This is a genomic window from Mangrovibacterium lignilyticum, assembly GCF_010882175.1.
Lineage (GTDB): Bacteria > Bacteroidota > Bacteroidia > Bacteroidales > Prolixibacteraceae > Mangrovibacterium > Mangrovibacterium lignilyticum.
This window is the reverse complement of sequence record NZ_WKLH01000001.1, coordinates 32,908-56,559: the sequence shown is the minus strand read 5'-3', so window position 1 is coordinate 56,559 and position 23,652 is coordinate 32,908. Positions and strand designations below refer to the sequence as shown.

The following is a 23,652-nucleotide window of genomic DNA, read 5'->3' as shown; positions in this document are numbered from 1 at the left end:
TAGAGTTTTACCCTAGGTTTGGTTTACAGCTGTCGGAAATAATATTGTATTTTGCGATCCGTTTGTTTTTTAAGGAGTGAGTATGATCTAATAGTATGTTGATGATTAAAAAATTCAGTTTTTGTTTTCTTCTGGTTTTGAGTTTTAGTATACTGTTTACTTCAATGGCCGGTGCACAGCAAGAGGCGGTTGATAGTTTGCGGCAGCTATTGACTGAAAAAAAAGGAGATGAGAAACTATCAACTCAACTGGATCTTGCGACGCTATTGATCAAGACAGATGCAAATGAGGCAAAGGACTTAGGCCGCGATGTTTTAAAAACCGCAAAAAAGAGCGGTAGGTTGGCATTAGAGATGCGAGCATTATTCGTTTTGGGGAAGGCTGAAACAGAACTGAAAAATTACACCCGGGCGCAAACTTGTTTAGATTCAGCTTTAATATTGTCTTTAAACAACGACAACTGGATAAAGGGGGAGACTTTGTTTGCGATTGGTGTTAATAAACACCGGCAGGGGGAGTACATCGAGGCACTTAAATTTTTTAACGAGGCCATTCCCGAAAGTCGTAAAGCCGGTAATTTTACACTTCTTGGTTCATCATACTCAATGATGGGTAACGTGTTTCGGATGAACGGCCTATATGATCGGGCAATCGAATACATTATCAAAGCCAAGTTGAATTACGAAAAGAGCGACTTCATAGAGGGTAGTGCATGGACAAGCTATTTGTTGGGGCGAATTTATGCCGATTTGAAACAAGCTGATACGGCGCTCGAGTATTTTAAGAAAGCCTTGGAAATCTACACGCAACTGGCAGCCAAAACCGGCGATAAAATGGGAATAGCCATTTGCTATGAGCAAATTGGATTGCTCAACATAGATGCCGGGGAATTTGATAAAGCCGTTGAAAACTTTGAAAAAACCCGCGATATATATGAGGTAGACCAATCGCAATTCGGGATGTCGAATGTCTATAAAAATTTAGGCCGGCTAGAGTATGCAAAAGGAAATTACGTAGCCGCTGAGATGAATCTGAAGCGGGCACTTAAGATCAAAGAGGAAGTTGATGATATACTCAGTATCCCCGTAATTTATGAATACCTTGGTTTATGCCTGATTGGCAAAGGTCAAATCGCTGCCGGAATTAAAAAGCTACAGTACGGACTGGATTTGGCCATGGAAAATGATCAGAAAAAAGTCCAGCTCGATATTTATTCCAAGCTGACTGAGGCTTACCGAAATTCAGATGATCTGGAAAAAGCTATTGAATGTCAGAATAAACAAATTCAGATTCAGAACTTAATTTTATCGGGTGCCGCAAACATCAAGACGGAGCAACTGCAGGCTATTTTCGAAATAGATGCGAAAAACAGCCAGATTGAAGAACTGGAGAAGCAAAATCAAATTCATATTTTAGAAATTAAGCAGGAACGGATCATTCGAAATGTGATGGTTATTGCAGTGGTGGTTGCCTTTCTAGTTGCCCTGATTATCTTTTGGCTCTACAGTAAAATTCAGGCCAAAAACCGCGAGTTAAAGGGTATCAATGTGGCAAAGGATAAATTTTTTGCCATAATCGCACATGATTTGAGGGGGCCAACCAGTGGATTAACGGCCTTTCTCGAACATATTACGGAGAACTTCGATGGTTTTAAGAAGGAGGAACTGAAAGTTATTTTGCAAACCTTGTATAAGTCGTCGGACGGGGTTAACCAGTTGCTCGAAAATTTGTTGATATGGGCACAAACACAGGCACACAAAATAGAATATTATCCGGCATCGTACGAACTAACAGAAGTGCTTCAACGGTCAATCGATACGATGAAACAAGCGGCTGAAAACAAAGAGATCGACGTGATTATGGAGCTGAATGATCCGGTAACGGTTTTTGCTGATTCGAACATGGTGCAGACAGTTGTGCGGAACTTGTTGAACAATGCAATTAAGTTCAGTCATCGGGGAGGATCGGTGACACTTAAAACTGAAATGAAGGATGCTAAAACGGTGCAAGTGAGTGTTGTTGATAGGGGCGTTGGAATTGAAAAATCGAAGATTTCCGGACTGTTTAGTCTTGCCAGTAATCACCATACTAATGGTACCGAAAATGAGAAAAGTACCGGTTTGGGGCTGATACTCGTAAATGAATTTGTGGACAAAAATCAGGGCACGCTCCACATCGAGAGCGAAGAAGGGCAAGGCACTGTAGTTTCCTTTACCCTTCCGCTCGGTTAGCCGATACATTTCACTCAGCCACTTTCAGGTGGCTATAAATTTGAATCTTTTCCTAAGCTGGAATTTAATCCTTAAACATACTGTTGCAGGGATTACATCCCGCTCTTTTCGAGACCGGACAATTGGTGGCTTCATTGAAGTTTAACTCGCACGCGACTGGTGTGAATGAATCACTTTCCAGTCTTTCCCCATCTTTTCAAACACAAACGACCAATGAAAATTGACGGGCAGCACCCGGCCGTCGGTTAGGTAAACGGTTGCTGTTCCGGTAACAGTCATCAGTGCCAGCTTATCTGATAGTACGGTGGTCTTTTTTTCTTTGATGGAAATATCCTGACGGTCAACATCCTGCGCGTTTGCTTTCATATCGGCAATCAAGGTGTCATAGTGCGCATAATAGTTACCGTTGGTGATAAAGCCGGCCGCACGGCTGTCGTTGACACCGGAGTTCAATTGCTCGTAGTTCAGCTTTTCCGCATAAACAAGCATTTGCGTAAAGGTGGCGTTCACTTCACTTTGCAAGACTGCTTCCTGCTGTGCGCTTAATTGCTGCGCTCCTGCGGGTAACTCCAAGGCGACAAATAGCAGAAATAAGATCAGTCGGAAATTTAGTTTTTTCATGGTTTTATAGTTTTAGTTGAATTTCGCGCGGGGTCGTTAAAAACGACCGAGAAACAATCCATCGTTATTGATGCACTCCAATGGGGCATTAGTTTTTTGTTTACTGGTTCTCATGCAATTTACACAATTTAGCCAACTGTAATATATCAGGTAGTGGTGTTTTTTCGTTTCAAGAGTTACCCAATTTAAATGAGAATGAGGGTGATTCCGAATGGAAGCAAAATAATTACAAAGTCAGGAAAGCTTATTCCATGCGGTTGAACTTTGCTGCACCGAAGGATCGATGATTAGGGATGGATTCGACATAAAACGGATTGTTTAAGATAAATAGGGCTGTAAATATCCCAACAAATAGGGATTGTAAGCTTTTCCTGCAGCCGGTATTTTTGCCAACGAATCAATCTATGTCGATCTATGAAAAAGAAAACGTTAGTGGCAATTTTTGCCCTTGTTATGGGAATTAATGTCCTATTTGCACAAAATACCTCCGAGGTATTAATGAACTCTGATCAGAAACTCACTATTGGCGGGTATGCCCAAATCGATTACAATCAGAAATTTTCTTCCGACACCCGCTCAAACGGTAACCTGGATGTACACCGCATGGTGTTGATGTTCGGCTATCGTTTTAATGCCAAAACGCAATTTATTGCTGAGGTGGAATATGAGCACGTGAAGGAAGTGTTTATCGAACAAGCCTTTCTGAATTATCAAATCAACGACTGGTTGAACTTCAGAGGCGGTTTGATGCTGATCCCGATGGGAATTATCAACGAGTACCACGAGCCGACGACTTTCAATGGCGTCGAACGTCCAAATCTCGATAGCAACATTGCACCAACCACCTGGCGGGAAGTGGGAGCCGGTTTTACCGGGCGTGTGCAGGATTTGAATATTAAATATCAATTGTACGTCGTAAATGGTTTTAACAGCTATGATGGTGAGGGCAATTTGAAGGGAAGCAATGGTTTCCGGTCCGGGCGACAAAAAGGAGCTGAATCATTTATGTCGAGTCCGAACCTGGCTGCGAAGGTCGATTATTATGGTGTTCCCGGACTGAAACTTGGACTGAGTGGCTACTTTGGCGACACGCAGTCGACTCTATACGACGGGTTGGATAAAAATGATAGAGCGGCTGAAGCGAAGGCAGATTCGTCTGTTGTTGGAATCAGCATGCTTGGAGCCGATGCTTCATACTCTTTAAAGGGTTTGGTATTGAAAGGACAGTTGTATTATTCGTCTATGAGTAACACCGATAAGTACAATGATTTTACTGGAAAAGACCTGGGAAGCGCGATGTTAGGCTATTATCTTGAAGCCGGTTATGATATATTGAGTGCAAAGAATTCGGAGCAAAAGTTAATTCCTTTCGTTCGGTATGAAAAGTACAATACACATCATAAAACAGACGGTATTGCCGAAAACCCGGCCTACGATCGTACTGATTTTACAGCAGGTTTAGGATGGTGGTTGACCTCCGGTGCAGTTTTAAAAGCCGACTTGCAGTGGTTTGATAACGAAGCTGCTTCAACAAAGACGAAGCAATTTAATTTAGGAATTGGAATTTGGTTCTAAGCATGAATAGAAGAATTTACATAGTATTATTAATAACACTTCTTTTAACCTTTAAAATGGATCTTTTCGGGCAGAGTACCGGAAAGATCCTCAAGGTTTTGTCGAAGGAAATGAACGTATCCAAGTCGGATATTGAATTGGATGAAGTTGAAGCTGACGCTGCTCTGACGGAAAAGATTGGAGCTGTTTATTCTTATCAGTTGAAGGGCGAAAAACAGGGATATGTAATTGTAGCCAACGGAATGGGGCGCTATGATGAATTCAGTTTCTTCCTGTTGACCGATTTGGACAAATCAACACAGATGGTGCGTGTTGTGAAATATATTTCAGATCATGGTGGCGAGATCACATCCAAAAAGTGGCTGAATCAATTTCAAGGCTATAAAGGGGGAACGTTAAAGTACGGAGACGATATTCAAGCAATCTCCGGGGCAACCTTATCTGCCAGTTCAATCACCAACCGCATTCACGAAATTATAGATTTACTCAATAGTTCAGATTTATAAAATCTTATTGTTTCTCACTCAATTCGAGCCAGCGCAATTCTTTTTTGTCCAGTTCATCGGTCAGAGAAGAATACCGTTGGCTTTTTTGAACCAAGTCGTCCGATTCCAACTCTCCCGAGTTCATTTCGTGCTCTAGTTTTGCTTTTTCCTCTTCCAGTTGTTCAATGTCCTTTTCTAATTGCTCGAATTCACGCTTTTCGTTAAAGGTAAGCTTTTGCGACTGTGCTTTTGGCTTGGGGGCTGAAGCTTTCGATTCCTTCGCCTGCGCTTTTTCTTGAGCCAATGCTTTCTCTTCTTCCTCTTCTACGCTATTGCGATAAATGGTGTAGTTGCCCGGGAAATCTCTAATTTTTCCGTCTCCCTCGAACACGAACAGGTGATCTACTATTTTATCCATGAAATAACGGTCGTGAGAAACAACGATAACACAACCATCGAAGGCAGCCAGGTAATCTTCCAACACGTTCAGCGTCATGATGTCGAGGTCGTTGGTTGGCTCATCCAGAATCAGGAAATTGGGGTTTTGCATCAGGATAGTGCACAGATACAAACGACGTCGTTCGCCTCCACTCAGTTTCTCAACCAAACCATATTGACTTTCTGGTGGGAATAAGAAGCGGGTGAGTAGTTGAGTGGCAGTCATTTTGGTTCCGTCTTCAAATTGAACGACCTCTGCAATATTCTTTACAACGTCAATGACCTTTTCCGAGGATTTAAAATTGATACCATCTTGACGGTAGTAGCCAATTTTGATGGTTTGTCCCCAGTCGATGGTTCCGGTATCGGCGGCAATAGCCTGAGTGATCACGTTCAGGAAGGTCGACTTACCTGTTCCGTTTTTCCCAACGACCCCCAGCTTCTCGAACCGTGAAAACTTATAGCTGAAGTCTTCGATCAACTTTAGATCGCCGTAGGCTTTCGATACATGTTCAAGCTCCAGAATTTTGCTCCCCATTCTTGATGAAGCAATGCTTAGTTCCAGATTCTCATCCCGACGTCGAAAACCGGCTTTTTCTTTTAAATCCTGAAATTGATCAACGCGATATTTGGCTTTATGGCTTCGTGCTTTGGGCATGCGGCGCATCCATTCCAATTCGGTACGCATGAGGTTTTGCGCTTTTTCGGTCGATGCTTGCTGTTGCTCAATGCGTTCCTGTCTTTTTTCAAGGTAATAGCCGTAGTTGCCTTTGTAACTGTACACCTGATTTTGATCAATCTCAATAATCTCATTACACACCCGGTCCAAGAAGTAGCGGTCGTGCGTAACCATAAACAAGGTACAGTTGGTTTTCTCCAGGTACATTTCCAACCATTCAATCATTTCTAAATCGAGGTGGTTGGTTGGTTCATCCAGCATCAATAAATCCGGTTCGTTCACCAAGACATTGGCCAGAGCCAGCCTTTTTTGCTGACCGCCCGAGAGTTCTCCTACGCGTTGATCGAAATCGTCGATCTTTAACTGGCTGAGAATTTGTTTCACTTTCACATCAAAATCCCAGGCATGCAATTCATCCATTTTGCTTGAGAGATGCTCAATCGCTTCTTGGTCATTGTGTTTCAGCGCATTCTCAAACTCGCGTACAACTTGCAAGGCTGGATTGTCGGATTTTAAGGCTTGTTCCAAAACAGTGATTCCGGGATTCAAATCCGGATTTTGACGCAGATAGCCAATTTTAATATCTTTCGTGGCTGTGATTTTCCCACTGTCAGGCGTGTCGTTACCGGCCATAATTTCCATCATCGTTGTTTTTCCCGCTCCGTTTTTAGCGATTAGGGCAACTTTCTGGTCTTTAAAAATGGTAAATGAAATATCTTCGAAAAGCATGTAGTCAGCAAAGCGCTTCGAGATTTGTTCAGCCTGCAAATAGGGGATCATCATAAAATGTTTTGCGCAAAAATAGGAATAATTTGCATAGTAAGCCGGATGGCGTATTTTTGTTTTCTGCTCAAATAATTGACTATGCAAAAGAAAGAACGATACGAGAAAGTGATTGCCTATTTTCAAAAAGAGATGCCGATTGCGGAAACAGAGTTGCATTATTCAAATCCCTATGAATTACTGGTGGCTGTGATTCTTTCGGCCCAGTGTACCGATAAGCGGGTGAACCAAATGACTCCGGATCTTTTTAAGCGTTTCCCGAAGCCAGAGTTGATGGCAGAAGTTGAACCAGCTGAAGTATTTGACTATATCCGTTCCTGTTCTTATCCGAATAATAAGGCCAAGCATTTGGTTGGTATGGCCAAAATGTTGACACAAGTTTATAAAGGAGTGGTGCCTGATGATATTGCTGAGCTTCAAAAGTTGCCAGGTGTTGGTCGCAAAACAGCAAATGTAATCGCTTCGGTAGTATACGAAAAACCTGCTTTTGCAGTTGATACGCATGTTTTCAGGGTGTCAGCGAGAATTGGCTTAACAACCAACTCGAAAACCCCTTTGGAAACTGAAAAGCAGTTGATGAAGTATTTTCCGGAAGAAATAGTTCCGCTGGCTCATCATTGGCTGATTTTGCATGGACGTTATACCTGTTTGGCCCGTTCGCCCAAATGTAGCAAATGTGGGTTGAAGGAGTTCTGCAAGTACTACGAAAAACAGCAGAAGAAGGCCCTGAATGCCTGATAATTAAAGAGTGTTTTATCCGAAATAGGGCTGCATGTTAAGTGGACTTTAAGAGTGCTTATTTGGATTCATAAAAAATTAAGGGGTGTTACTTTGATATTTTTTCAAACTTCGTACATTTGCTCGTAATCTTTAACTATAAAAAAGAAGTGTTATGGCTTATGTAATTTCAGATGAGTGCATCGCTTGCGGAACTTGTATTGATGAATGTCCAGTTGAAGCTATTGCTGAAGGAGATATTTACAAGATTGACGCCGATCTTTGTACTGATTGTGGCTCTTGCGCCGAAGTGTGCCCGGTTGATGCTATTTCTGTAGCAGAATAATATCGGACAGCATAAAATTTAAAGCCTGTCAATAATATTGACAGGCTTTTTTTATGTCTTCGAAATCGAAACTTTTTTCTCTTCCCCTCGCATAAACTCTTATTGAGTTCGCGAATTCCTGCTGTAAAAACAGTGTCCTGGCAATGAGGATTCTCCTAATGTTAGGGGTTACCTTTCGGTAAAAAATCGTATATTGTATAGGACTCGGAGAGAAATATGAAAGAATTTTTACTTGTTATAATACTTCTAATAGCTGGTTTGATTGGGAATGCCCAAACAAATACTCCTTCATCGGAAGACGAAAATGCGACAAAAGTAGAGCGTGTTTTTCCAAATCCGATCGATGACCACTTGTTTGTTGAAATTACCAGTGACGATTTTTCCAAAGCAAGCATTGTTTTAATGGACATTTTAGGAAATCCGGTTCAACAGTGGGAGGTGGTTGAAATAATGCCTGGAACGCAAAAAATTCGTCTAAACTTGAACAAGCTACACTCCGGACTTTATTTGTTGAAAGTTAAAATTGGTGAACAAAACTTTGTTAATCGCCTGCGGAAAGTTTAACTGCTTCCTTTTACTCCTCAATCTTCAAATCTAATAGTTGTCTTTCCGAATTCGGATTGCATGCAATTTTGCAAATTGTCACGATTTATAAGCCGAGTTCAAATCTGGCGCGCACTCCGAACTGGGGTGCACCGATAACTGATCCCGGTTGTACCCTCCAAAGCGCTTCGATCCGGAACATACTAAAGATATTTTCCAAACCTGCTCCCAATTCGATGTATGGTTTATCCATACTGCTAATTGTAGTCGGGAAACTGATTATTTCTTCATGTTTATTGCTGACAGAGCCTACTAGCAGCTTGGCCGAAAACACTTCACGTAAATTAGCTCGTTTTAGCAATGGAACCCGTCGAAAGAAAAAGCCATTTAAATGGTACTCGAGGTACGCATGAAGGTATTTGTCGTGCACATACTCAAGGTAGTTCAGTAAGTTGAAATCGTAGCTGTACAAGCCATAGGTTTCATTCCCGCGGGGGATGTCAAGCATTGTGTAGGGGAGTTTGCCTAAATAGCAACCGGCTTCAATGGCGTAGTCGAAACGAGTCATCCCCATATAAACTTCCTGTTTGATTGTTGAGGCTAGCCTTCCGTAATAACCGGATTGATTATCGTAATAGACCTGTCCTCCTGCAACCGTTAGGTGAATAATCGGAAATTCGGTCCCCATGTATAAGCGGAGGAAACCTTTGTCAACTACTTTTTCTTCCGACGAAAAACGAGTGTCCAAACTAATCTCTGTAGCCGATACGGAGAATACCGGATTTCCGTCACGCATGAACGGATAGAATTCGGGTGAATAATGCTTGGTATAATTTACAATCAATTTATTCATTAAGCCCGGATACCACTCATAGTCGTATTGCGCAGTTATTTTTTCCTCTCTGTATATTTCATCCAGTGGATCGTGTTTTAACAGTTGCGAAATCAGGTTGTTTTCGGTTGCAGTGAAGGCATTTTCATACAAATACAATATTTTCTCATTTTCACCATGGCGGATCATTTTGTCGTCGTAACCAATTTTTAGTACCTGTCTGTTGATGGTTTTGAATTTGTAGCCAACCCCAAACATTCCCGAAAGTTTCTCAATGCGGGTGCTATAACCGAGGCCACCCCAAACCATCCAGTTCTTGCTGATCTCCTCACTTGTTCTGGCACCGAAAAAGAATTTACTGCCTTCAACCTTATTGGTGTTATAAAAACTGGTAAACGGACCAATTTCAAACCGGCCCAGGTCGTAATAGCTATTTACAGACATGCGTGCCAAATTGTTGGCGATATTGACCTGCTTAATCCGACTGATAGAGTCGATAACCTGGCCCACCATAATTTGCTTCTCTGTTAATTGTTTCATCCGGTGTTCTTTCCAGTATGTGGAATCCCGGTCGTAGGCATCCGGCAGCTTTATCGTTTCATATTTTGCTTTTGGTGCGCTAAGTTTTATTTCACCCTCCGGATCGATTGTTACCTCATCAATGGAAGCTGATTGCGTATAAAATAACGATAGTCGTTTAGTGTCCTTCTTTTGACTTTTAAAAGGAATGTAATCAAAGAGGGCATCAATCTCATTCCGTTTGTAAAATGGGGTAGAGTCGTTGACAAAATAATACTCGCTGTTGAGGTGAAGTCGTTTTAAAAAGTTGAGGTTGCTTGTTGTAGAAAGGTCTCCGTCTATTTCGACTATCGAGTAATATTTATTCTCCGAAATGAAGTATCCTTTGAAGGTATTTTCTCCGGCACGGCGAGGTTGAAAGTGAACGCGGTAGTGCATCACCCCATCAATAGATGAACTGTCGGCTAGAAAATATTTGTAGTAATACCATCCGTTGTCGGCCAGGGGGCTCACGAAGTTTTGGGTGAAAAGCTTGATGTAATTATCGTAAAAATTCACCTCCATATCCAAAGCACTGGTATATCCTGATATTTCCAGGTCGTTTAATATGCCAACTCCATTGGTGCGGTCGGCTAAAACTGTTGACTTTTTCTTGGCTGGTTCTCGCTGTATTTCGTTAAAAACAAGCTGTTCCGAGAAGTATAATGGAAGGTATTTGGTGCTGTCATCGGCTGTTTTTATGACATTCGAATTCTTCCGAAAAGCTTTAGAATCCAGTAGTTTATCACCAATATTGTTAATCTGATATTCCCACTGAGAGTATTTCTTGTACGAATATTTGTTGTATTGATCCGGATTGTTGGCCTTCTTCCGGTTCATAATGTGCTGGAAAAGTTCCCGCATAGGCCCTTCGTCCGGAGCAACCATAACTTCAGAGATGTCGAAGGTTTCAGGTGCCATGGCGATTTCGATGGAATGCATATCTTTTCGAGGCAGCAGTTTTTCGACCGATGTATAGCCAATTGCAGTAAACTGAATTGTATCTGTTAAAGCCGGAAAACGGAGACTGAAGTTGCCGATTGTGTCGGTCATCGTTCCCGTTGTTGTGTGTTTTATTATAATATTGACAAAAGGAATTGGTTCACCGGTTTGGAGGTCGGTAACTGTACCCAATAGCATTTTTTGCTGGCTATAGCTTGTTGTCCCCAATAAAACTGCTGTAAGCAAAAGTAAAGAGCGGACAAGCCTATTAGCAAACTTAGAAGTTTGACTTAACATGTATTGTTTTCTGTTTCTGATTCGGTTCATTGCTCAACACCCGCGGCTTTGACTCGGTGTTAGGAACCGGGCGTAAAATTGATTAAAAAAATGATAGGTACTCACGATGTCAGCCTTTTTTTGTTCCAAGTGAAATAAAAGTTAATAAGTTAAACGAATGTTCAAATCTGGTATTGGAGCCTAAACACTCAAATACCGTTCAATGTTGCGTTAACCGAAATTTTATTGGCAGAGACTTTGACATCTGATATTGTAAACTTTTTATTCCTCCCAAACGGCGTGCTGCTAATCATAGGAAAAACGTGTTGTTAAAGAGATTTTTCCTATATGATTTTTAGCAGCTATTTTATGTGAAGACTTTATATAAATTGTGGTATATTTCATATACTATGAGAATCGTACTCGAAAATATTAGGGAATTAGTTCAGGTTGAAGATTGTTCAGTTCGGTTTAAATCAGGGACGAAAATGAATTCGTTACCTGTTCTGAGAGATGCTTATCTGGTAATGCGAGATGGCATTATTGAGGGGTTTGGGCCGATGAGTGAGTTGAAGGATGAAAAGCTGGATAACGACGTATTAGTTGAATTGGATTGTTCCAATCGTTTAGTTTTGCCCTCTTATTGTGATTCACACACACATCTGGTTTTCGCCGGTACTCGTGAGAAAGAGTTCGTTGATCGAATTAACGGACTCAGTTACGAGGAAATCGCTCAGCGTGGTGGTGGAATTCTTAATTCAGCCTTGATGATTGAAAGTTGTTCAGAAGAAGAACTTTTTAATTCAGCAATGAGCCGTCTGCACGAGGTCGCTATGCAGGGGACTGGAGCCGTTGAGATAAAAAGTGGCTACGGGTTGACCACCGAAACGGAGTTGAAAATGTTGAGGGTTATTCGACGAATAAAGAAGGACAGTCCGATGGTCATAAAAGCTACTTTTTTGGGCGCTCATGCGATGCCTCAAAAGTATTGTGACGATCGGCAGAAATACATTGAAATGATAATTCATGAAATGCTGCCTGTTATTGCCGCCGAAGAATTAGCCGACTATATTGATGTTTTTTGTGACAAAGGGTTTTACACGCCTCTTGAAACCGAACAAATTTTAATGGCAGGAGTGAAATACGGACTAAGACCAAAAATTCATGCCAATGAGCTCGGGTTTACCGGAGGTGTGCAGGTTGGTGTGAAATACAATGCCCTTTCGGTTGATCACTTGGATTATCTGAGTAGTGAAGAAATTCAAACGCTGAAGGGAACCGAGACAATGCCAACCGTATTGCCGGGATCAGCTTTCTTTTTGGGCTTGCCCTATTCTCCTGTTCGGGAGATGATTTCTGCAGGGTTGCCGGTCGCTTTAGCCTCTGACTATAATCCGGGATCATCGCCATCCGGCAATATGAATTTTATGAGTGCCATGGGATGCATCAAGTACAAAATGACACCGGAAGAGGCAATTAATGCGACCACTATAAACGCTGCTTATGCAATGGGAGTCGAGGGTATTTGCGGAAGTATCTGCACCGGAAAAATGGGTAATGTTTTTATCACGAAAGAATTGCCAGGTTATGCCAATATTCCATATCACTATGCGAGCAATTTGATTGAAACCATCATTTTGGACGGTGAAATTATTTAATTCAAAGTTCTTATGAATCAATTGATAGAATGTGTTCCTAACTTTAGCGAGGGGCGAAATCCTGCCATCATAAAACAAATAACCGACGTAGTCGAAAGCGTTAAGGGAGTAAAATTACTGAATGTCGATCCGGGAAAAGCAACGAATCGCACGGTCGTGACGTTTGTTGGGACGCCGGATGCAGTTGTTGAGGCTGCTTTCAGAGCGGTTAAAAAAGCTTCGGAAGTGATTGACATGAGCAAGCACAAGGGAGAGCATCCCCGATTTGGAGCGACCGATGTTTGTCCGCTGGTGCCTGTGGCCAATATCACGATGGAAGAGACCATCGTTCACGCACGAAAATTAGCACAGCGTATTGGTGAAGAATTAGCCATTCCTGTTTATTGCTATGAGTTTGCAGCTCAAAATGAGGAACGTCGAAGTTTGGCAAACTGTCGTTCCGGAGAATATGAAGGATTGCCTGCAAAACTGAAAGATCCCAATTGGAAACCCGATTTCGGTCCGACGGAATTTAACGCTAAAGCAGGGGCGACAGCTGTTAGTGCACGCAATTTCCTGATTGCTTATAATGTGAATCTGAATACAACATCAACACGTCGCGCGAATGCAGTAGCCTTCGATGTGCGCGAAGCAGGTCGTGTGTTGCGCGAAGGAGATCCGGTAACCGGTAAAATTGTGAAAGATAAAAGCGGTGAACCTGTCCGTGTTCCGGGAACTTTGAAGAAAGTCAGAGCCATCGGGTGGTTTATTGAAGAATATGGTGTTGCGCAAATTTCTATGAATTTGACGGATATTACTGTTACGTCCATCCACAAGGCTTTCGAAGCGGTTTGTAAAAGTGCTGAAGAGCGGGGAATGCGGGCTACAGGCTCTGAACTTATTGGTCTCATTCCTTTGCAGGCGATGTTGGATGCCGGGAAGTATTTCCTTCGGAAACAACAACGGTCAACTGGTGTGGCAGACGAAGAAATTATTAAAATAGCGGTTAAGTCAATGGGACTTGACGAGTTGGCACCATTTAACCCGAAAGAGCGCATTATTGAATACCAGTTGGAGTCGCAAGAACAATTGCTTCGGGAAAAAAGTTTGGTTGCTTTTGCGAACGAAACAGCCTCCGAATCTCCGGCGCCCGGCGGAGGATCGATCTCTGCTTATGTTGGCTCTCTGGGAGCCGCTTTGGCAGGAATGGTCGCCAATTTATCAGCTCATAAGCGAGGTTGGGATGAAAAATGGGATGAATTTTCGGAATGGGCGGAGAAAGCCAAAGTTCATCAGAATTGGTTGTTGAAGTTGGTTGATGAGGACACATTGGCATTCAAACAGATGATGAATGCCTTTGGAATGCCTAAAAGTAGCGATACAGAAAAGGTGGCAAGAGCTGAAGCCATTCAACAGGCAACTCTAAATGCTATTTCGACTCCGTTATCAGTGATGGAAACTGCCTTCGAATCGATGGAAGTGATTGAAGCAATGGCGACGATCGGTAATCCGAACTCTGTTTCGGATGCAGGAGTAGGGGCATTGTGTGCCCGTACAGCGGCTCAGGGAGCCTATTTCAATGTTTTGATAAACCTGGGTGGATTGAATGATAAGGAAAAGGTCGCTCAGCTGAAACAACATGCTGAAGAATTGCTTTATAAAGCAGAGCTGAAAGAGCAGGAGATATTGAAAATAGTATACGAAAAGATAGACTAGATATCCTTACAGAACTGAAAAAGAAAAGCACTCATTTGAGAGTGCTTTTCTTTTATATGTTTTCGTTCCAAAGAGCTCTGCGAAGTCGATGTTGCCGGCCAATAAAAATGTACAGCAACGACCCGATGATCGGGAAAAAGAGGATTAACGCTGCCCAAAAGTAACGTTTGTTGCCTTCAAACTCATTTCTGAATACACTTACCAAAGCCATCGCCGGTAACAAAATCAGTATGGCAAATAAAAACTGCAAAGTCAGAATGTATTGCGGTCCGGTGGCGACTAAAAATGAATTCATTCGGTTCTTGTTTTGTTGTAAGCTAATTTAAGGCATAATTGTGTTAAATAAAATAGCGTTTTAAAATTTCAGCAAAAATTATTGTTTATAAGTGATCATCAATTAATGATTATACCCTAAATAACCAATATTTATTTCTCTTTCGGATATTCAATCCGTACATGATAGATATTCATTAGTTTTTCGAGCAAAGTTTCTTTAATAATGCTGATGTCTCTCAACGTTAGATCAGTATGGTCCAATTGGCCGTCATCCAGCTTACTCTGCACCATTTTGTCAATAATCTCTCGAATGCTTTCGTGATTTTTTTCTTTCAAAGCACGTGTTGCAGCTTCGATACCATCAATGATCATCACAACCGATGTTTCTTTACTTTGCGGCCGCGGCCCCGGATAGGTAAAATCTTTCGGGTTGGCAGCTACTTCAGGATGTTCATTTTTGTATAGTGTATAGAAATATTTGGCTTGCATCGTGCCGTGATGGGTGGTGATGAAGTCGATTAAAACTTCTGGTAGTTTGTTTTTGCGGGCTAGACGCACGCCATAAGTAACATGATCGATAATGACTTTTGCACTTTCCTTATAGTCCATTTCATTGTGTGGACTCATGCCGGCTGACTGATTTTCGATAAAATACACTGGCTGGTTTGTTTTGCCAATGTCGTGGTACAATGCGCCTGCATAAGCCAAAAAGGGGTTTCCTCCAATGCGGTAGATAACAGCTTCAGCCAGGTTGGCTATTTGCAATGAATGCTGAAAGGTACCCGGCGCTTCTTCGGCTAGTTTGCGTAAAAGCGGCTGGTTTGTATTTGATAACTCAATTAGTGTGACATCGGAAACAAAGCCAAATAGTTTTTCAAAAATGTAAATCAACGGGTAAGCCAGTAGAATTAAAATAGCATTCGCGGCAAACCATTCCAATTCATCCCACCGGATTGCCTCCAGGTTTCCTTCATGAATCATGGATAAAGCCACAAAAAGAATGCTGTAAGTGAGGAAAACCCACAGCGCGGTAAACACCAGATGCGATCGGCGATGCAGTTTGTCGAGGCTAAAGACCGCTATAAAACCGGCAATCAGGTTCAGGAAAATGAATTCGTAGTTGTTTGGTGCGAAATAGCCGATCAGAAGTGAGGTGACCAGCAAAGCAAAAATGGCCGTCCGCGAATCGAAGAAAATGCGGAGTAGGATAGGCAGAATCGCTAGCGGGACGATGTAAATATTGATGAAATCGTGCTGTAAAATAAACCGAAATGTGAACACCATTAGCACGATCATCATGAGAATAAAGCTCAGGTGTCGCTTTTCGTTGAATATTTCGCGCCTGAAGTACGCCAGGTAAAGAATTAGAATTAAGATACATGCAATAATGAGGATCAACTTGCCAATAATCAGCATGTAACGATCAATGTTTTGCCCCTGTTTGGTCTCATAACTTCTCTTCAGCGAATTTAAAATTTGGAATTTTTCAGGCGTAATAATGTCGCCTTTGAAAATAATTCGTTCGCCCGCCTGCACCATACCCTGAGTTTCCGAAACAGCATTAACGAGTTTGGTCATTTCTTGTTGGTTATACTCTTCACCGTAGCTGAGGTTTGCCTGGATGTAATCGGCCAGATTCATATTTTGATTTAGCGCGGCATACTGATCTTTTAAAAAGTAGTGAATCGTATCATTTAAGGCTTGAAAAGCGGTTTTAAGTGAATAGATTGAATCAATGGGCACTTTCGAGACTGTTTTATTATCGATCACGTAAAGCGCTTTTTTCTCTTTTAAAACCGGATGTGTTTCAGGTGATTGGGAAATGACTCCCGCATGATAAATTCCGTCCATGACCGAGGTCAGGGACATGATTGTTTTCTCGTTTAGGTTTGAAAGTTCTTTGCTTAAATTGAGAAGCTCAATTTCCAGATTTTTACCCTGCTGTAAGGCTACCAAAGTATCTTTTTGGTAGTATGGAATGAATTGCTTTTGAGCAGAATCCCGTTCTGCTTTCACCAGCTCGTCCGGCTTATAAATTGCAAAGTTGTAAGGGGCGATCAATGTTTCGTGACGCCAGGGTGCGTTCTTTTGAAATTCGTACCTGAAACGGCTTTCACCGGGGATTACCAGATATAACAAGAAAATGGTGGCGGAAAAGACCAATGCAATAAATAAGACGTGGTAATATTGCCCCAGGCGAGTTAATAACTTTTTCATAAATACCTTTTTAAAGATCGACGTAGCGGGTTAAAACTAAGCTTGATGTTTTATCTTTGAAAACTAAAAATAACAATTTCTTTGATGAAAAGAGGTATGCCCAATTAATTCAGGTGTTTTAAGCATCCAGACTTAACAGGTATGCAACTATAAAACAGTAATTGATAGATGAATTACGGTATTTCCGGCCTTAGTATTATTCCTGTCCGAAAAGAACCATCGGAAAAGAGTGAAATGATTTCTCAGATTCTATTTGGCGAACATTTCTACGTTCACGAACACTTTATGGGATGGTGCCGGGTTGTAATGGTTTATGATGGCTACGAAGGTTGGGTAGACTATAAAATGATTACCCCGCTGAACGAACGGTCATTTGTTAAAATTGAAAAGTCGCCCGTTGCCGTTTGTACCGATATATTTAACCTGATACCGATTGATGAGGAGCAGCATGCGATGATTGTTGCCGGTAGTTCTCTGCCTTGTTGGCGACCTTATAAACATGAGTTTTCGATTGACAGGGATGTCTATAAAATGACAGGTAAGTTTACCTATCATGAGCCGCCGGAAGCCCGGAAATTTATGATCCGTCAGGCATTGATGTATTTTAATGCACCCTACCTTTGGGGTGGACGTTCTCCTTTCGGGATTGATTGCTCCGGTTTCTCCCAAATTATCTATAAAATGATTGGCATAAAGTTACCCAGAGACGCCAAAGATCAGGTTCATCAGGGAGTAGCCTTAAGTTTTGTTGAAGAAGCGCAGCCAGGTGATCTGGCTTTCTTTGATAACGATGAAGGTAATATTGTTCATGTTGGGATCATTTGGGAAAAGAATAAGATTATCCACGCCTCAGGAAAAGTGAGGATTGACAATGTCGATCAATTTGGGATTTTTAATATCGACACCAAACGGTATACGCACAAAATGCGTGTGATGAAGCGGATTTTGCCTTAAGCGAGTCTCACAATTAAGCTGGCTTGTTGTCCAATAGCTATTGTTTAACGTCTAACACCCTTTCAAAAATGTATACATACAAATACCCCCGCCCTGCATTAACGACCGATGGAATTATCCTGAAGAAGGACAGCAAGCAATTGCTCCTTATCCAGCGCGGAATTGAGCCGTATTTCGGGAAATGGGCGCTCCCCGGTGGTTTTGTCGAAATGGACGAGTTGTTGGTTGATGCGTGTAAACGCGAGTTAATGGAAGAAACCGGCCTTGACGTTCAGGAGCTGACACCCTTTGTGGCAGCCGATAAAGTAGATCGTGATCCTCGCGGACGGACCATTTCTCTACTCTTCTACGGCTTTGTTTCGGAAGATGCCGTTGTGAAAAGTGGAGATGATGCTGCTAATGCTGAATGGTTCCCAGTTGATGCATTGCCGGAACTGGCTTTCGACCACGCTGATTTGGTTGCCAGGTTTAAAGCAGAGATTCTGAAGTAAAGTTCCTGAATTTCGGCACCGCTAAATTTTAATTTCTACACGTCTTTTGTGCTGCTTTTTAGTATCATTTCGTAGCTTTCCGATCCACAATTAAACAGCAGGTCGATAATGCTGAGGTTGGGTATGAAGCCAAATTTATCATCAAAAACCTGGGAGTAAACAGCCGGTTCAAAATTTGGATCGGGCAACGCTTTCTGTGGTTTGGGATGAATTGCCTCCCTGAAATTCAGGCAGGTATCCGGTACCGCTTCAAAGTCAGTCGTGAGTGAAATTTTCGGTTCAATCTCCAATATATCGAAAACAGTTTGTAGAAGTTGCTGGTTGAAATCAAACAAAAACTCAAATTTCTTTTCATAAAATGGCCTGAAGTCGGCCTCCAGAATTTCAAAAAAAGGTGTTGAATTATAGGCTGACACAATAGCCTGCCAGTGAATGTGCTGCCAATTGGTATCGTACGAAATGCGTAAGTCCGAGATTTTTTGCTTCAGACTTCGACCTTTTTCAACAGGCAGAATCAATGATTCGGGCCCGTTGGCAGCCAGAATAATTGCCCGGTTCCGGTAAGTTTGCTTGATGAAGTTTTCTTGACTTTCGAGCCAAACTTCCGGGTGTAGCAAAAATTTTGTGACGTACTGAATAGGCGGCAGATATGCTGTGCTCAGTAAAATAGATGTATTTAACATGAAATTCTAAGCGTTGAAAAGATCATTATCAGAGCCACCATCCATTTTAATTCCTTCCGGGTGTTTCTCCTCTGTTTCTTCTTTCAATTTTAGTGTATTGAGTTCTTTTTGCAGGCTTTTAATGTTAGACTTCAGTTTCCATATTTTCGGATAGTTCAGAACCATTGCAATTATAACACCAATGATAATACAAACGATCAACGTTAGCACCAGGGGCACTTGCTCCAATTGCCAGAATAAGAACTTGACATCGATGGCGACGCTATTTTGCAAAGTGAAAACAACCAGCAATAAAGCCAGTAGCAAAATGATGATGATTCCTGCTGACATAATTTTCTTTTTTCTGTAAATTATAAAAAAAAGGATAATCAACCTAACGGTCTATTATCCTTTTCAGTGCTAACGTTTATTTTTTATCAATGAACAAAAGAGAAGAGGCGGCTCCAGCGAATATTAGCCGGGAAGCTTTTTTCTTTGTCCAACGACAACCAAATGAAAACTGCTTTGCCAACCACGTGGTCTTCGGGAACAAATCCCCAATAACGAGAGTCGGCAGAGTTGTGGCGATTGTCACCCATCATCCAATAGTAATTCATTCCGAATGTGAATTGGGTAGCCACTTGGCCATCAATATAAATTGTACTGTCTTTTACTGCTAAATCGTGTTCTTCATAGGTATCGATAATCCGTTCGTAAACCGGCAAATTATCCATGCTCAGCTGAATCGTCTGTCCTTTCTTTGGAATTTGCAGCGGTCCGAAATTGTCAACATTCCAAGGGTATTTTTCACTGAACGGGAAGATGTTGTGATCCCAATTTCCAGCGGTCATGTTCACGCGTTTCACCGAGTTTACATTGCTTAGCTTTTCAACCTTTTTCACCTGTTCATCGGTCATTGGGAACAGGAACTGAGAGCCATTGAAAACTTGCTGGTCAGCCCTGGAAATACCAATCTCTTCCAATGTTCGGCGGTTGATAGCAGCTCCGTTGGTTGTTACAATATAATCGTACTGAATACCGGCAATCGGATCTTGTTTTTTATCATTCACGTAAACCTGGCCATCAATAATTTTGATGACATCGCCCGGAATAGCGATACACCGCTTGATGTAGTTTTCGCATTTATCTACCGGACGGCTGATGATTTCGCCAAAGGTACGTTTGTCGCTCCATACCCGATCACGTCCGTAGTTTCGAACCAGGTTGTAGTAACTTTGTGTTGGCTGGTTGGTTGCTACCGTATCACCCTCGGGAAAATTGAAGACGACGACATCGTTATTTTTTACATCTCCAAAACCGGCAATCCGCTTGTAGTCATTCTTAATCCAGGTCAGGTATGAAGGCGTATTTTTAGTCAATGGTAACGTGTGATGAACAAACGGGAACGAAAGTGGTGTTTCGGGCAAATTCGGGCCGTAAGCTGTTTTGCTCACAAACAGAAAATCGCCTACCAGCATTGATTTCTCCATAGATGGAGTAGGGATGGTGTACGCTTCAATGAAAAACATACGGATAAAGGTCGCAGCAATGATGGCAAAAATAATGGCATCTACCCATTCTACGACTTTGGTTTGCTTTCCGTTTGGCGGGTTCTTTTTCTTCCAGAAAGCCCAGTGAACTTTCTTGGTGATGTACATGTCGAAAATAACAGCCAGTCCGATGAACCACCAGTAATTTTCGAGCCAGATAACCCACAAACTATAAAGCAGGCCAACAAAAATGAATTTAAACCATTTGTTGGTTAATAGTTGTCTCATGTGATTATAAGTTTAAAAGATCATTCATTGTCAAAAGTCCTTTTTTGCCGAAACTGTATTCAGCAGCCAGCACGGCACCCAAAGCAAAACCGTGACGGCTTTTAGCGCTGTGTTCAATTGTTATGTAATCGACATCCGACTCGTATTTGATTCGGTGAATCCCCGGAACGGTACCTTCGCGCAGGGCACCAATGTGCATTTGTTCCGGCGACTGCGGGTGTTCCATGGTCCAACTGGTTTTTTCAGGATAGTTTTCAATCAGCTCTTCGGCCAGTGTTATGGCTGTTCCGCTCGGAGCATCCAGCTTTTGCGTGTGGTGAACTTCAACCATACTTACATCGTAGCCTTCGCGACCGGTCATTAGCTGAGCTAGCTTTTTGTTCAGCGCGAAAAATAAATTAACGCCTAAGCTGAAGTTCGAAGCATAAAAGAATGTTCCGTTTTTCGCTTCCATATCAGCCAGTACCTGTTCTTTGTTTTCCAACCAGCCAGTTGTTCCGCTAACAACCGGAATTCCGGCTTCGAAACAAAGTTTGTAATTGGCAATCGCTGATGAGGGAATGGTGAATTCGATAGCTACATCGGCCTTTTTCAGGTTTTCAACAGTCAGCTCATTTTGGTTGGATATATCGATTTTTAAGACAATCTCGTGTCCACGGTCGATGGCAATTTGCTCAATAATTTTGCCCATCTTACCGTATCCAATTAATGCAATCTTCATAAAAAAATGTTGTGCTCCGGAGAGGCGGTTTATCAAATGGTTTCGGCCTCCTGTCTGGCAGGATTTTCGAACCCTTTTTTGTTAAGGTGTACAAAGATAAGAATATCACTACAAAACTATCATTTCTCTCTGCTTTAGAGCCATTTTTTCGGTAAACCTTTGATTGCATTCGGTGTATCTGCTTATTCCCCTGTTTTCAGTAGAATTAAGTTGGATTAAAAAACTTCTTTTTCCCGATTTTCAGGAAAAACAGAAAATGCTTTCAGCAATACTTTGTGTATTTTTAGGGAAAATTTCCGTTATGAGAATTCATTTGCAGCGGGTAGCCGCGATTCACGATTTAAGCGGGTTTGGACGGGCGTCGTTGACGGTGGTGATTCCAATCTTGTCGTCGATGGGCATTCAGGTTTGTCCCTTGCCAACGGCTGTTTTATCGTCTCACAGTGCTTTCCCCGGTTTTCATGCGCGGGATTTGAGTGCCGAGTTGCCGCAAATGATTGAACATTGGAAGAAGCTAAATATCCAGTTCGATGCTATTTACTCGGGGTATCTTGGCGCGGTGGATCAGATTGATATGGTGAAAGATTTTATCCGGGATTTTGCGACCCCCGACCAACTGGTTGTGATCGATCCGGTTTTGGGCGACAACGGTAAGTTGTATTCAGCTTTTAACCAGGAAATGGTTGAAAAGATGAAAGAGTTGGTGGCTCATGCCGAAGTGGTTACGCCCAACCTGACAGAAGCTGCCTTTTTACTGGGCAAAGAATATCATCCCCAGGTAAGTCTTCACGAGTTGAAAGACTGGTGCGTTCGGTTAGCGGCGCTTGGCCCCAAGCAAGTAATTATTACCAGCGTTCCCGAATTAGCGATGCCCAATAAAACATCGGTGATGGCCTACAATGGCGAGGACCAGCGGTATTGGCGTGTCAGCTGCGATTACTTGCCGGCCAATTATCCCGGAACGGGCGATGCGTTTGCAAGTGTCATGGTTGGTTCCTTGCTTCAGGGCGATAGTCTGCCGATTGCACTTGACAGGGCTGTTCACTTTATATCAATGGGTGTGCGGGCGACTTTTGGTCACGGTCATCATCCGGCAGAGGGAATTCTGATCGAAAAAGTTCTGCCCTCGCTAAATGCCCCGGTGCAAATTAGCAGTTACCAGCTGCTGGATTAACGAGAAGTTGATAATATTTTTGATTGAACGATAATGGATTACAGAAAGAAAATAGGGTTGGTTGCCACCGATTTAGATGGCACTTTGTTGAGGAAAGACAAGTCCATTAGCAAGGAAGATCTGGACATGCTTACGTTTTTAGGCGAACACGATATTATTCGGGTGGTTGCTACCGGACGTAATTACAGGAAAGTGAAAGAGGTGATTCCGGAGAATGCTCCGTTCGACTATGTGGCATTTTCGTCCGGAGCCGGGATTTATGACTGTCGCACCAATGAACTGTTGTATAAGCAAAATATTTCTGTACCGACCACGAATGCCATTATCAAAAAGCTAGTCGAAAAACGACTCAACTTTTATTTATTTAAAGGTATTCCTCAAAACTCGTATTGTTGGTATTATCGGGGACAAACCATTTGCCAGGAGTTCGAACGTTATTATTCCTTTCATCATGAATATGCTGGTTTGTTACCCGATGATGGTGAAGTTGATACCGATTCCTGTCAGTTTTTAGTTATGTTTCAGGAGGCTGATGCCTATTATAAGTTGAAGGAAAAGCTGGAGCGCGAATTTGACGAGATTAAAGTTTTGCGAGCCAGTTCACCGCTCGACACGGGTTATGTGTGGATGGAAATCTTTCATAAGGCTGTTTCCAAGGGAAATGCCATTGAATGGTTGTGCGACCTGCATGGGATTCCACATTCTTCAACCTTTAGCATTGGGAATGATTACAATGATTTGGATTTACTCGATTTTACGTCCATCTCGTACCTCGTCGATAATGGTCCGGAGGAATTGAAACACAAATACCTGAAAGCTCCGAGTAACGAAGAAAGCGGCTTCAGCTTTTCTATCCGGAACCATCTTTTTTAAGCCTCAAAAGCTGCACGATAAGAGACATTTCTCACAAATGAGAGCGTCAATTCTTTAAATCCGCTGGCTTCGTGTAACGACTTTATTGCTTCATTTCGAATTCGGGCCTCATTCCGGAAGTTTTCAC

21 protein-coding genes are annotated in these 23,652 nt (G+C 42.2%); 12 read left to right on the top strand and 9 right to left on the bottom strand.

Annotation, left to right across the window (positions count from 1 at the left end):
• Positions 1-101: 101 nt before the first annotated feature.
• Positions 102-2,231 carry a tetratricopeptide repeat protein gene (locus GJV22_RS00225; protein WP_163707039.1) on the top strand — a complete coding sequence of 710 codons (2,130 nt, stop codon included), beginning with the start codon at positions 102-104 and terminating at the stop codon, positions 2,229-2,231.
• Positions 2,232-2,372: 141 nt separating this feature from the next.
• On the opposite strand, the gene GJV22_RS00220 is transcribed toward GJV22_RS00225, so the two are convergent.
• Positions 2,373-2,852: a nuclear transport factor 2 family protein gene (locus tag GJV22_RS00220; protein ID WP_163707037.1), complete on the bottom strand. Its 480-nt coding sequence runs from the start codon at positions 2,850-2,852 to the stop codon at positions 2,373-2,375.
• Between the two features lie 414 nt (positions 2,853-3,266).
• On the opposite strand from GJV22_RS00220, the gene GJV22_RS00215 reads away from it, so the two are divergent.
• Together GJV22_RS00215 and GJV22_RS00210 are read left to right on the top strand one after the other, a co-directional pair.
• The gene (locus tag GJV22_RS00215; protein WP_205461699.1) at positions 3,267-4,427 is read left to right on the top strand and encodes a hypothetical protein; all 1,161 of its coding nucleotides are present in this window, start codon (positions 3,267-3,269) and stop codon (positions 4,425-4,427) included.
• A gap of 2 nt (positions 4,428-4,429) precedes the next feature.
• Complete coding sequence (locus GJV22_RS00210) at positions 4,430-4,933, top strand: FMN-binding protein (protein WP_163707034.1); 504 nt, start codon at positions 4,430-4,432, stop codon at positions 4,931-4,933.
• 4 nt (positions 4,934-4,937) lie between these two features.
• On the opposite strand, the gene GJV22_RS00205 is transcribed toward GJV22_RS00210, so the two are convergent.
• Positions 4,938-6,812, bottom strand: coding sequence for an ABC-F family ATP-binding cassette domain-containing protein (locus GJV22_RS00205; protein WP_238480247.1), 1,875 nt, complete (start codon positions 6,810-6,812; stop codon positions 4,938-4,940).
• An 81-nt stretch (positions 6,813-6,893) separates the two neighbouring features.
• Here GJV22_RS00205 and nth point away from each other — a divergent pair, with 81 nt between their 5' ends.
• From nth to GJV22_RS00190, 3 genes are all read left to right on the top strand, one after another.
• Positions 6,894-7,550, top strand: a complete 657-nt coding sequence (gene nth / locus GJV22_RS00200) for an endonuclease III (protein WP_163707028.1) — start codon at positions 6,894-6,896, stop codon at positions 7,548-7,550.
• Between the two features lie 154 nt (positions 7,551-7,704).
• Positions 7,705-7,875: a DUF362 domain-containing protein gene (locus GJV22_RS00195; protein ID WP_163707026.1), complete on the top strand. Its 171-nt coding sequence runs from the start codon at positions 7,705-7,707 to the stop codon at positions 7,873-7,875.
• Positions 7,876-8,091: 216 nt separating this feature from the next.
• A complete protein-coding gene (locus GJV22_RS00190; RefSeq protein ID WP_163707023.1) occupies positions 8,092-8,439 on the top strand; it encodes a T9SS type A sorting domain-containing protein in 348 nt (115 codons plus the stop codon).
• Between the two features lie 85 nt (positions 8,440-8,524).
• Here the strand turns inward: GJV22_RS00190 and GJV22_RS00185 are convergent, their stop codons facing one another.
• Positions 8,525-10,948 carry a DUF5686 family protein gene (locus GJV22_RS00185; RefSeq protein ID WP_163707019.1) on the bottom strand — a complete coding sequence of 808 codons (2,424 nt, stop codon included), beginning with the start codon at positions 10,946-10,948 and terminating at the stop codon, positions 8,525-8,527.
• 566 nt (positions 10,949-11,514) lie between these two features.
• Here GJV22_RS00185 and hutI point away from each other — a divergent pair.
• Positions 11,515-12,684: an imidazolonepropionase gene (gene hutI, locus GJV22_RS00180; RefSeq protein ID WP_238480246.1), complete on the top strand. Its 1,170-nt coding sequence runs from the start codon at positions 11,515-11,517 to the stop codon at positions 12,682-12,684.
• Between the two features lie 12 nt (positions 12,685-12,696).
• Positions 12,697-14,379, top strand: coding sequence for a glutamate formimidoyltransferase (gene ftcD, locus GJV22_RS00175; RefSeq protein WP_163707013.1), 1,683 nt, complete (start codon positions 12,697-12,699; stop codon positions 14,377-14,379).
• Positions 14,380-14,431: 52 nt separating this feature from the next.
• Here the strand turns inward: ftcD and GJV22_RS00170 are convergent, their stop codons facing one another.
• On the bottom strand, positions 14,432-14,674 hold the full coding sequence (locus tag GJV22_RS00170) for a PLDc N-terminal domain-containing protein (protein ID WP_163707009.1): 243 nt from the start codon (positions 14,672-14,674) through the stop codon (positions 14,432-14,434).
• A 131-nt stretch (positions 14,675-14,805) separates the two neighbouring features.
• Positions 14,806-16,872 carry an HD family phosphohydrolase gene (locus tag GJV22_RS00165; protein ID WP_163707006.1) on the bottom strand — a complete coding sequence of 689 codons (2,067 nt, stop codon included), beginning with the start codon at positions 16,870-16,872 and terminating at the stop codon, positions 14,806-14,808.
• A 168-nt stretch (positions 16,873-17,040) separates the two neighbouring features.
• Here GJV22_RS00165 and GJV22_RS00160 point away from each other — a divergent pair, with 168 nt between their 5' ends.
• Both GJV22_RS00160 and GJV22_RS00155 read left to right on the top strand, forming a co-directional pair.
• Positions 17,041-17,826 carry a C40 family peptidase gene (locus tag GJV22_RS00160; RefSeq protein ID WP_163707003.1) on the top strand — a complete coding sequence of 262 codons (786 nt, stop codon included), beginning with the start codon at positions 17,041-17,043 and terminating at the stop codon, positions 17,824-17,826.
• A 68-nt stretch (positions 17,827-17,894) separates the two neighbouring features.
• Complete coding sequence (locus GJV22_RS00155; RefSeq protein ID WP_163707000.1) at positions 17,895-18,317, top strand: NUDIX domain-containing protein; 423 nt, start codon at positions 17,895-17,897, stop codon at positions 18,315-18,317.
• Positions 18,318-18,352: 35 nt separating this feature from the next.
• Here the strand turns inward: GJV22_RS00155 and GJV22_RS00150 are convergent, their stop codons facing one another.
• The 4 genes from GJV22_RS00150 to dapB all read right to left on the bottom strand — a co-directional run bounded on the left by GJV22_RS00150 (position 18,353) and on the right by dapB (position 21,478).
• Positions 18,353-19,000, bottom strand: coding sequence for a WbqC family protein (locus GJV22_RS00150; RefSeq protein ID WP_163706997.1), 648 nt, complete (start codon positions 18,998-19,000; stop codon positions 18,353-18,355).
• A 6-nt stretch (positions 19,001-19,006) separates the two neighbouring features.
• A complete protein-coding gene (locus GJV22_RS00145) occupies positions 19,007-19,330 on the bottom strand; it encodes a lipopolysaccharide assembly protein LapA domain-containing protein (protein WP_163706994.1) in 324 nt (107 codons plus the stop codon).
• An 86-nt stretch (positions 19,331-19,416) separates the two neighbouring features.
• Positions 19,417-20,757, bottom strand: a complete 1,341-nt coding sequence (gene lepB, locus GJV22_RS00140; RefSeq protein WP_163706991.1) for a signal peptidase I — start codon at positions 20,755-20,757, stop codon at positions 19,417-19,419.
• A 4-nt stretch (positions 20,758-20,761) separates the two neighbouring features.
• Positions 20,762-21,478 carry a 4-hydroxy-tetrahydrodipicolinate reductase gene (gene dapB / locus GJV22_RS00135; protein ID WP_163706989.1) on the bottom strand — a complete coding sequence of 239 codons (717 nt, stop codon included), beginning with the start codon at positions 21,476-21,478 and terminating at the stop codon, positions 20,762-20,764.
• Positions 21,479-21,779: 301 nt separating this feature from the next.
• On the opposite strand from dapB, the gene GJV22_RS00130 reads away from it, so the two are divergent.
• Positions 21,780-22,652 carry a pyridoxamine kinase gene (locus GJV22_RS00130; protein WP_163706986.1) on the top strand — a complete coding sequence of 291 codons (873 nt, stop codon included), beginning with the start codon at positions 21,780-21,782 and terminating at the stop codon, positions 22,650-22,652.
• Between the two features lie 33 nt (positions 22,653-22,685).
• Positions 22,686-23,525 carry an HAD family hydrolase gene (locus tag GJV22_RS00125; protein WP_163706969.1) on the top strand — a complete coding sequence of 280 codons (840 nt, stop codon included), beginning with the start codon at positions 22,686-22,688 and terminating at the stop codon, positions 23,523-23,525.
• Positions 23,526-23,652: the final 127 nt, after the last annotated feature.

Excerpts from the sequence above, each read along its gene's own strand:
- GJV22_RS00185 (WP_163707019.1), bottom strand. The coding sequence starts at position 10,948 with ATGCTATTGGGTACAGTTACCGACCTCCAAACCGGTGAACCAATTCCT.
- GJV22_RS00195 (WP_163707026.1), top strand. The coding sequence starts at position 7,705 with ATGGCTTATGTAATTTCAGATGAGTGCATCGCTTGCGGAACTTGTATT.
- lepB (WP_163706991.1), bottom strand. The coding sequence starts at position 20,757 with ATGAGACAACTATTAACCAACAAATGGTTTAAATTCATTTTTGTTGGC.
- GJV22_RS00130 (WP_163706986.1), top strand. The coding sequence starts at position 21,780 with ATGAGAATTCATTTGCAGCGGGTAGCCGCGATTCACGATTTAAGCGGG.
- GJV22_RS00190 (WP_163707023.1), top strand. The coding sequence starts at position 8,092 with ATGAAAGAATTTTTACTTGTTATAATACTTCTAATAGCTGGTTTGATT.
- GJV22_RS00145 (WP_163706994.1), bottom strand. The coding sequence starts at position 19,330 with ATGTCAGCAGGAATCATCATCATTTTGCTACTGGCTTTATTGCTGGTT.
- dapB (WP_163706989.1), bottom strand. The coding sequence starts at position 21,478 with ATGAAGATTGCATTAATTGGATACGGTAAGATGGGCAAAATTATTGAG.
- hutI (WP_238480246.1), top strand. The coding sequence starts at position 11,515 with ATGAATTCGTTACCTGTTCTGAGAGATGCTTATCTGGTAATGCGAGAT.
- GJV22_RS00155 (WP_163707000.1), top strand. The coding sequence starts at position 17,895 with ATGTATACATACAAATACCCCCGCCCTGCATTAACGACCGATGGAATT.
- GJV22_RS00165 (WP_163707006.1), bottom strand. The coding sequence starts at position 16,872 with ATGAAAAAGTTATTAACTCGCCTGGGGCAATATTACCACGTCTTATTT.
- GJV22_RS00125 (WP_163706969.1), top strand. The coding sequence starts at position 22,686 with ATGGATTACAGAAAGAAAATAGGGTTGGTTGCCACCGATTTAGATGGC.
- GJV22_RS00150 (WP_163706997.1), bottom strand. The coding sequence starts at position 19,000 with ATGTTAAATACATCTATTTTACTGAGCACAGCATATCTGCCGCCTATT.
- ftcD (WP_163707013.1), top strand. The coding sequence starts at position 12,697 with ATGAATCAATTGATAGAATGTGTTCCTAACTTTAGCGAGGGGCGAAAT.
- GJV22_RS00225 (WP_163707039.1), top strand. The coding sequence starts at position 102 with ATGATTAAAAAATTCAGTTTTTGTTTTCTTCTGGTTTTGAGTTTTAGT.
- nth (WP_163707028.1), top strand. The coding sequence starts at position 6,894 with ATGCAAAAGAAAGAACGATACGAGAAAGTGATTGCCTATTTTCAAAAA.
- GJV22_RS00205 (WP_238480247.1), bottom strand. The coding sequence starts at position 6,812 with ATGATGATCCCCTATTTGCAGGCTGAACAAATCTCGAAGCGCTTTGCT.
- GJV22_RS00220 (WP_163707037.1), bottom strand. The coding sequence starts at position 2,852 with ATGAAAAAACTAAATTTCCGACTGATCTTATTTCTGCTATTTGTCGCC.
- GJV22_RS00170 (WP_163707009.1), bottom strand. The coding sequence starts at position 14,674 with ATGAATTCATTTTTAGTCGCCACCGGACCGCAATACATTCTGACTTTG.
- GJV22_RS00160 (WP_163707003.1), top strand. The coding sequence starts at position 17,041 with ATGAATTACGGTATTTCCGGCCTTAGTATTATTCCTGTCCGAAAAGAA.
- GJV22_RS00215 (WP_205461699.1), top strand. The coding sequence starts at position 3,267 with ATGAAAAAGAAAACGTTAGTGGCAATTTTTGCCCTTGTTATGGGAATT.
- GJV22_RS00210 (WP_163707034.1), top strand. The coding sequence starts at position 4,430 with ATGAATAGAAGAATTTACATAGTATTATTAATAACACTTCTTTTAACC.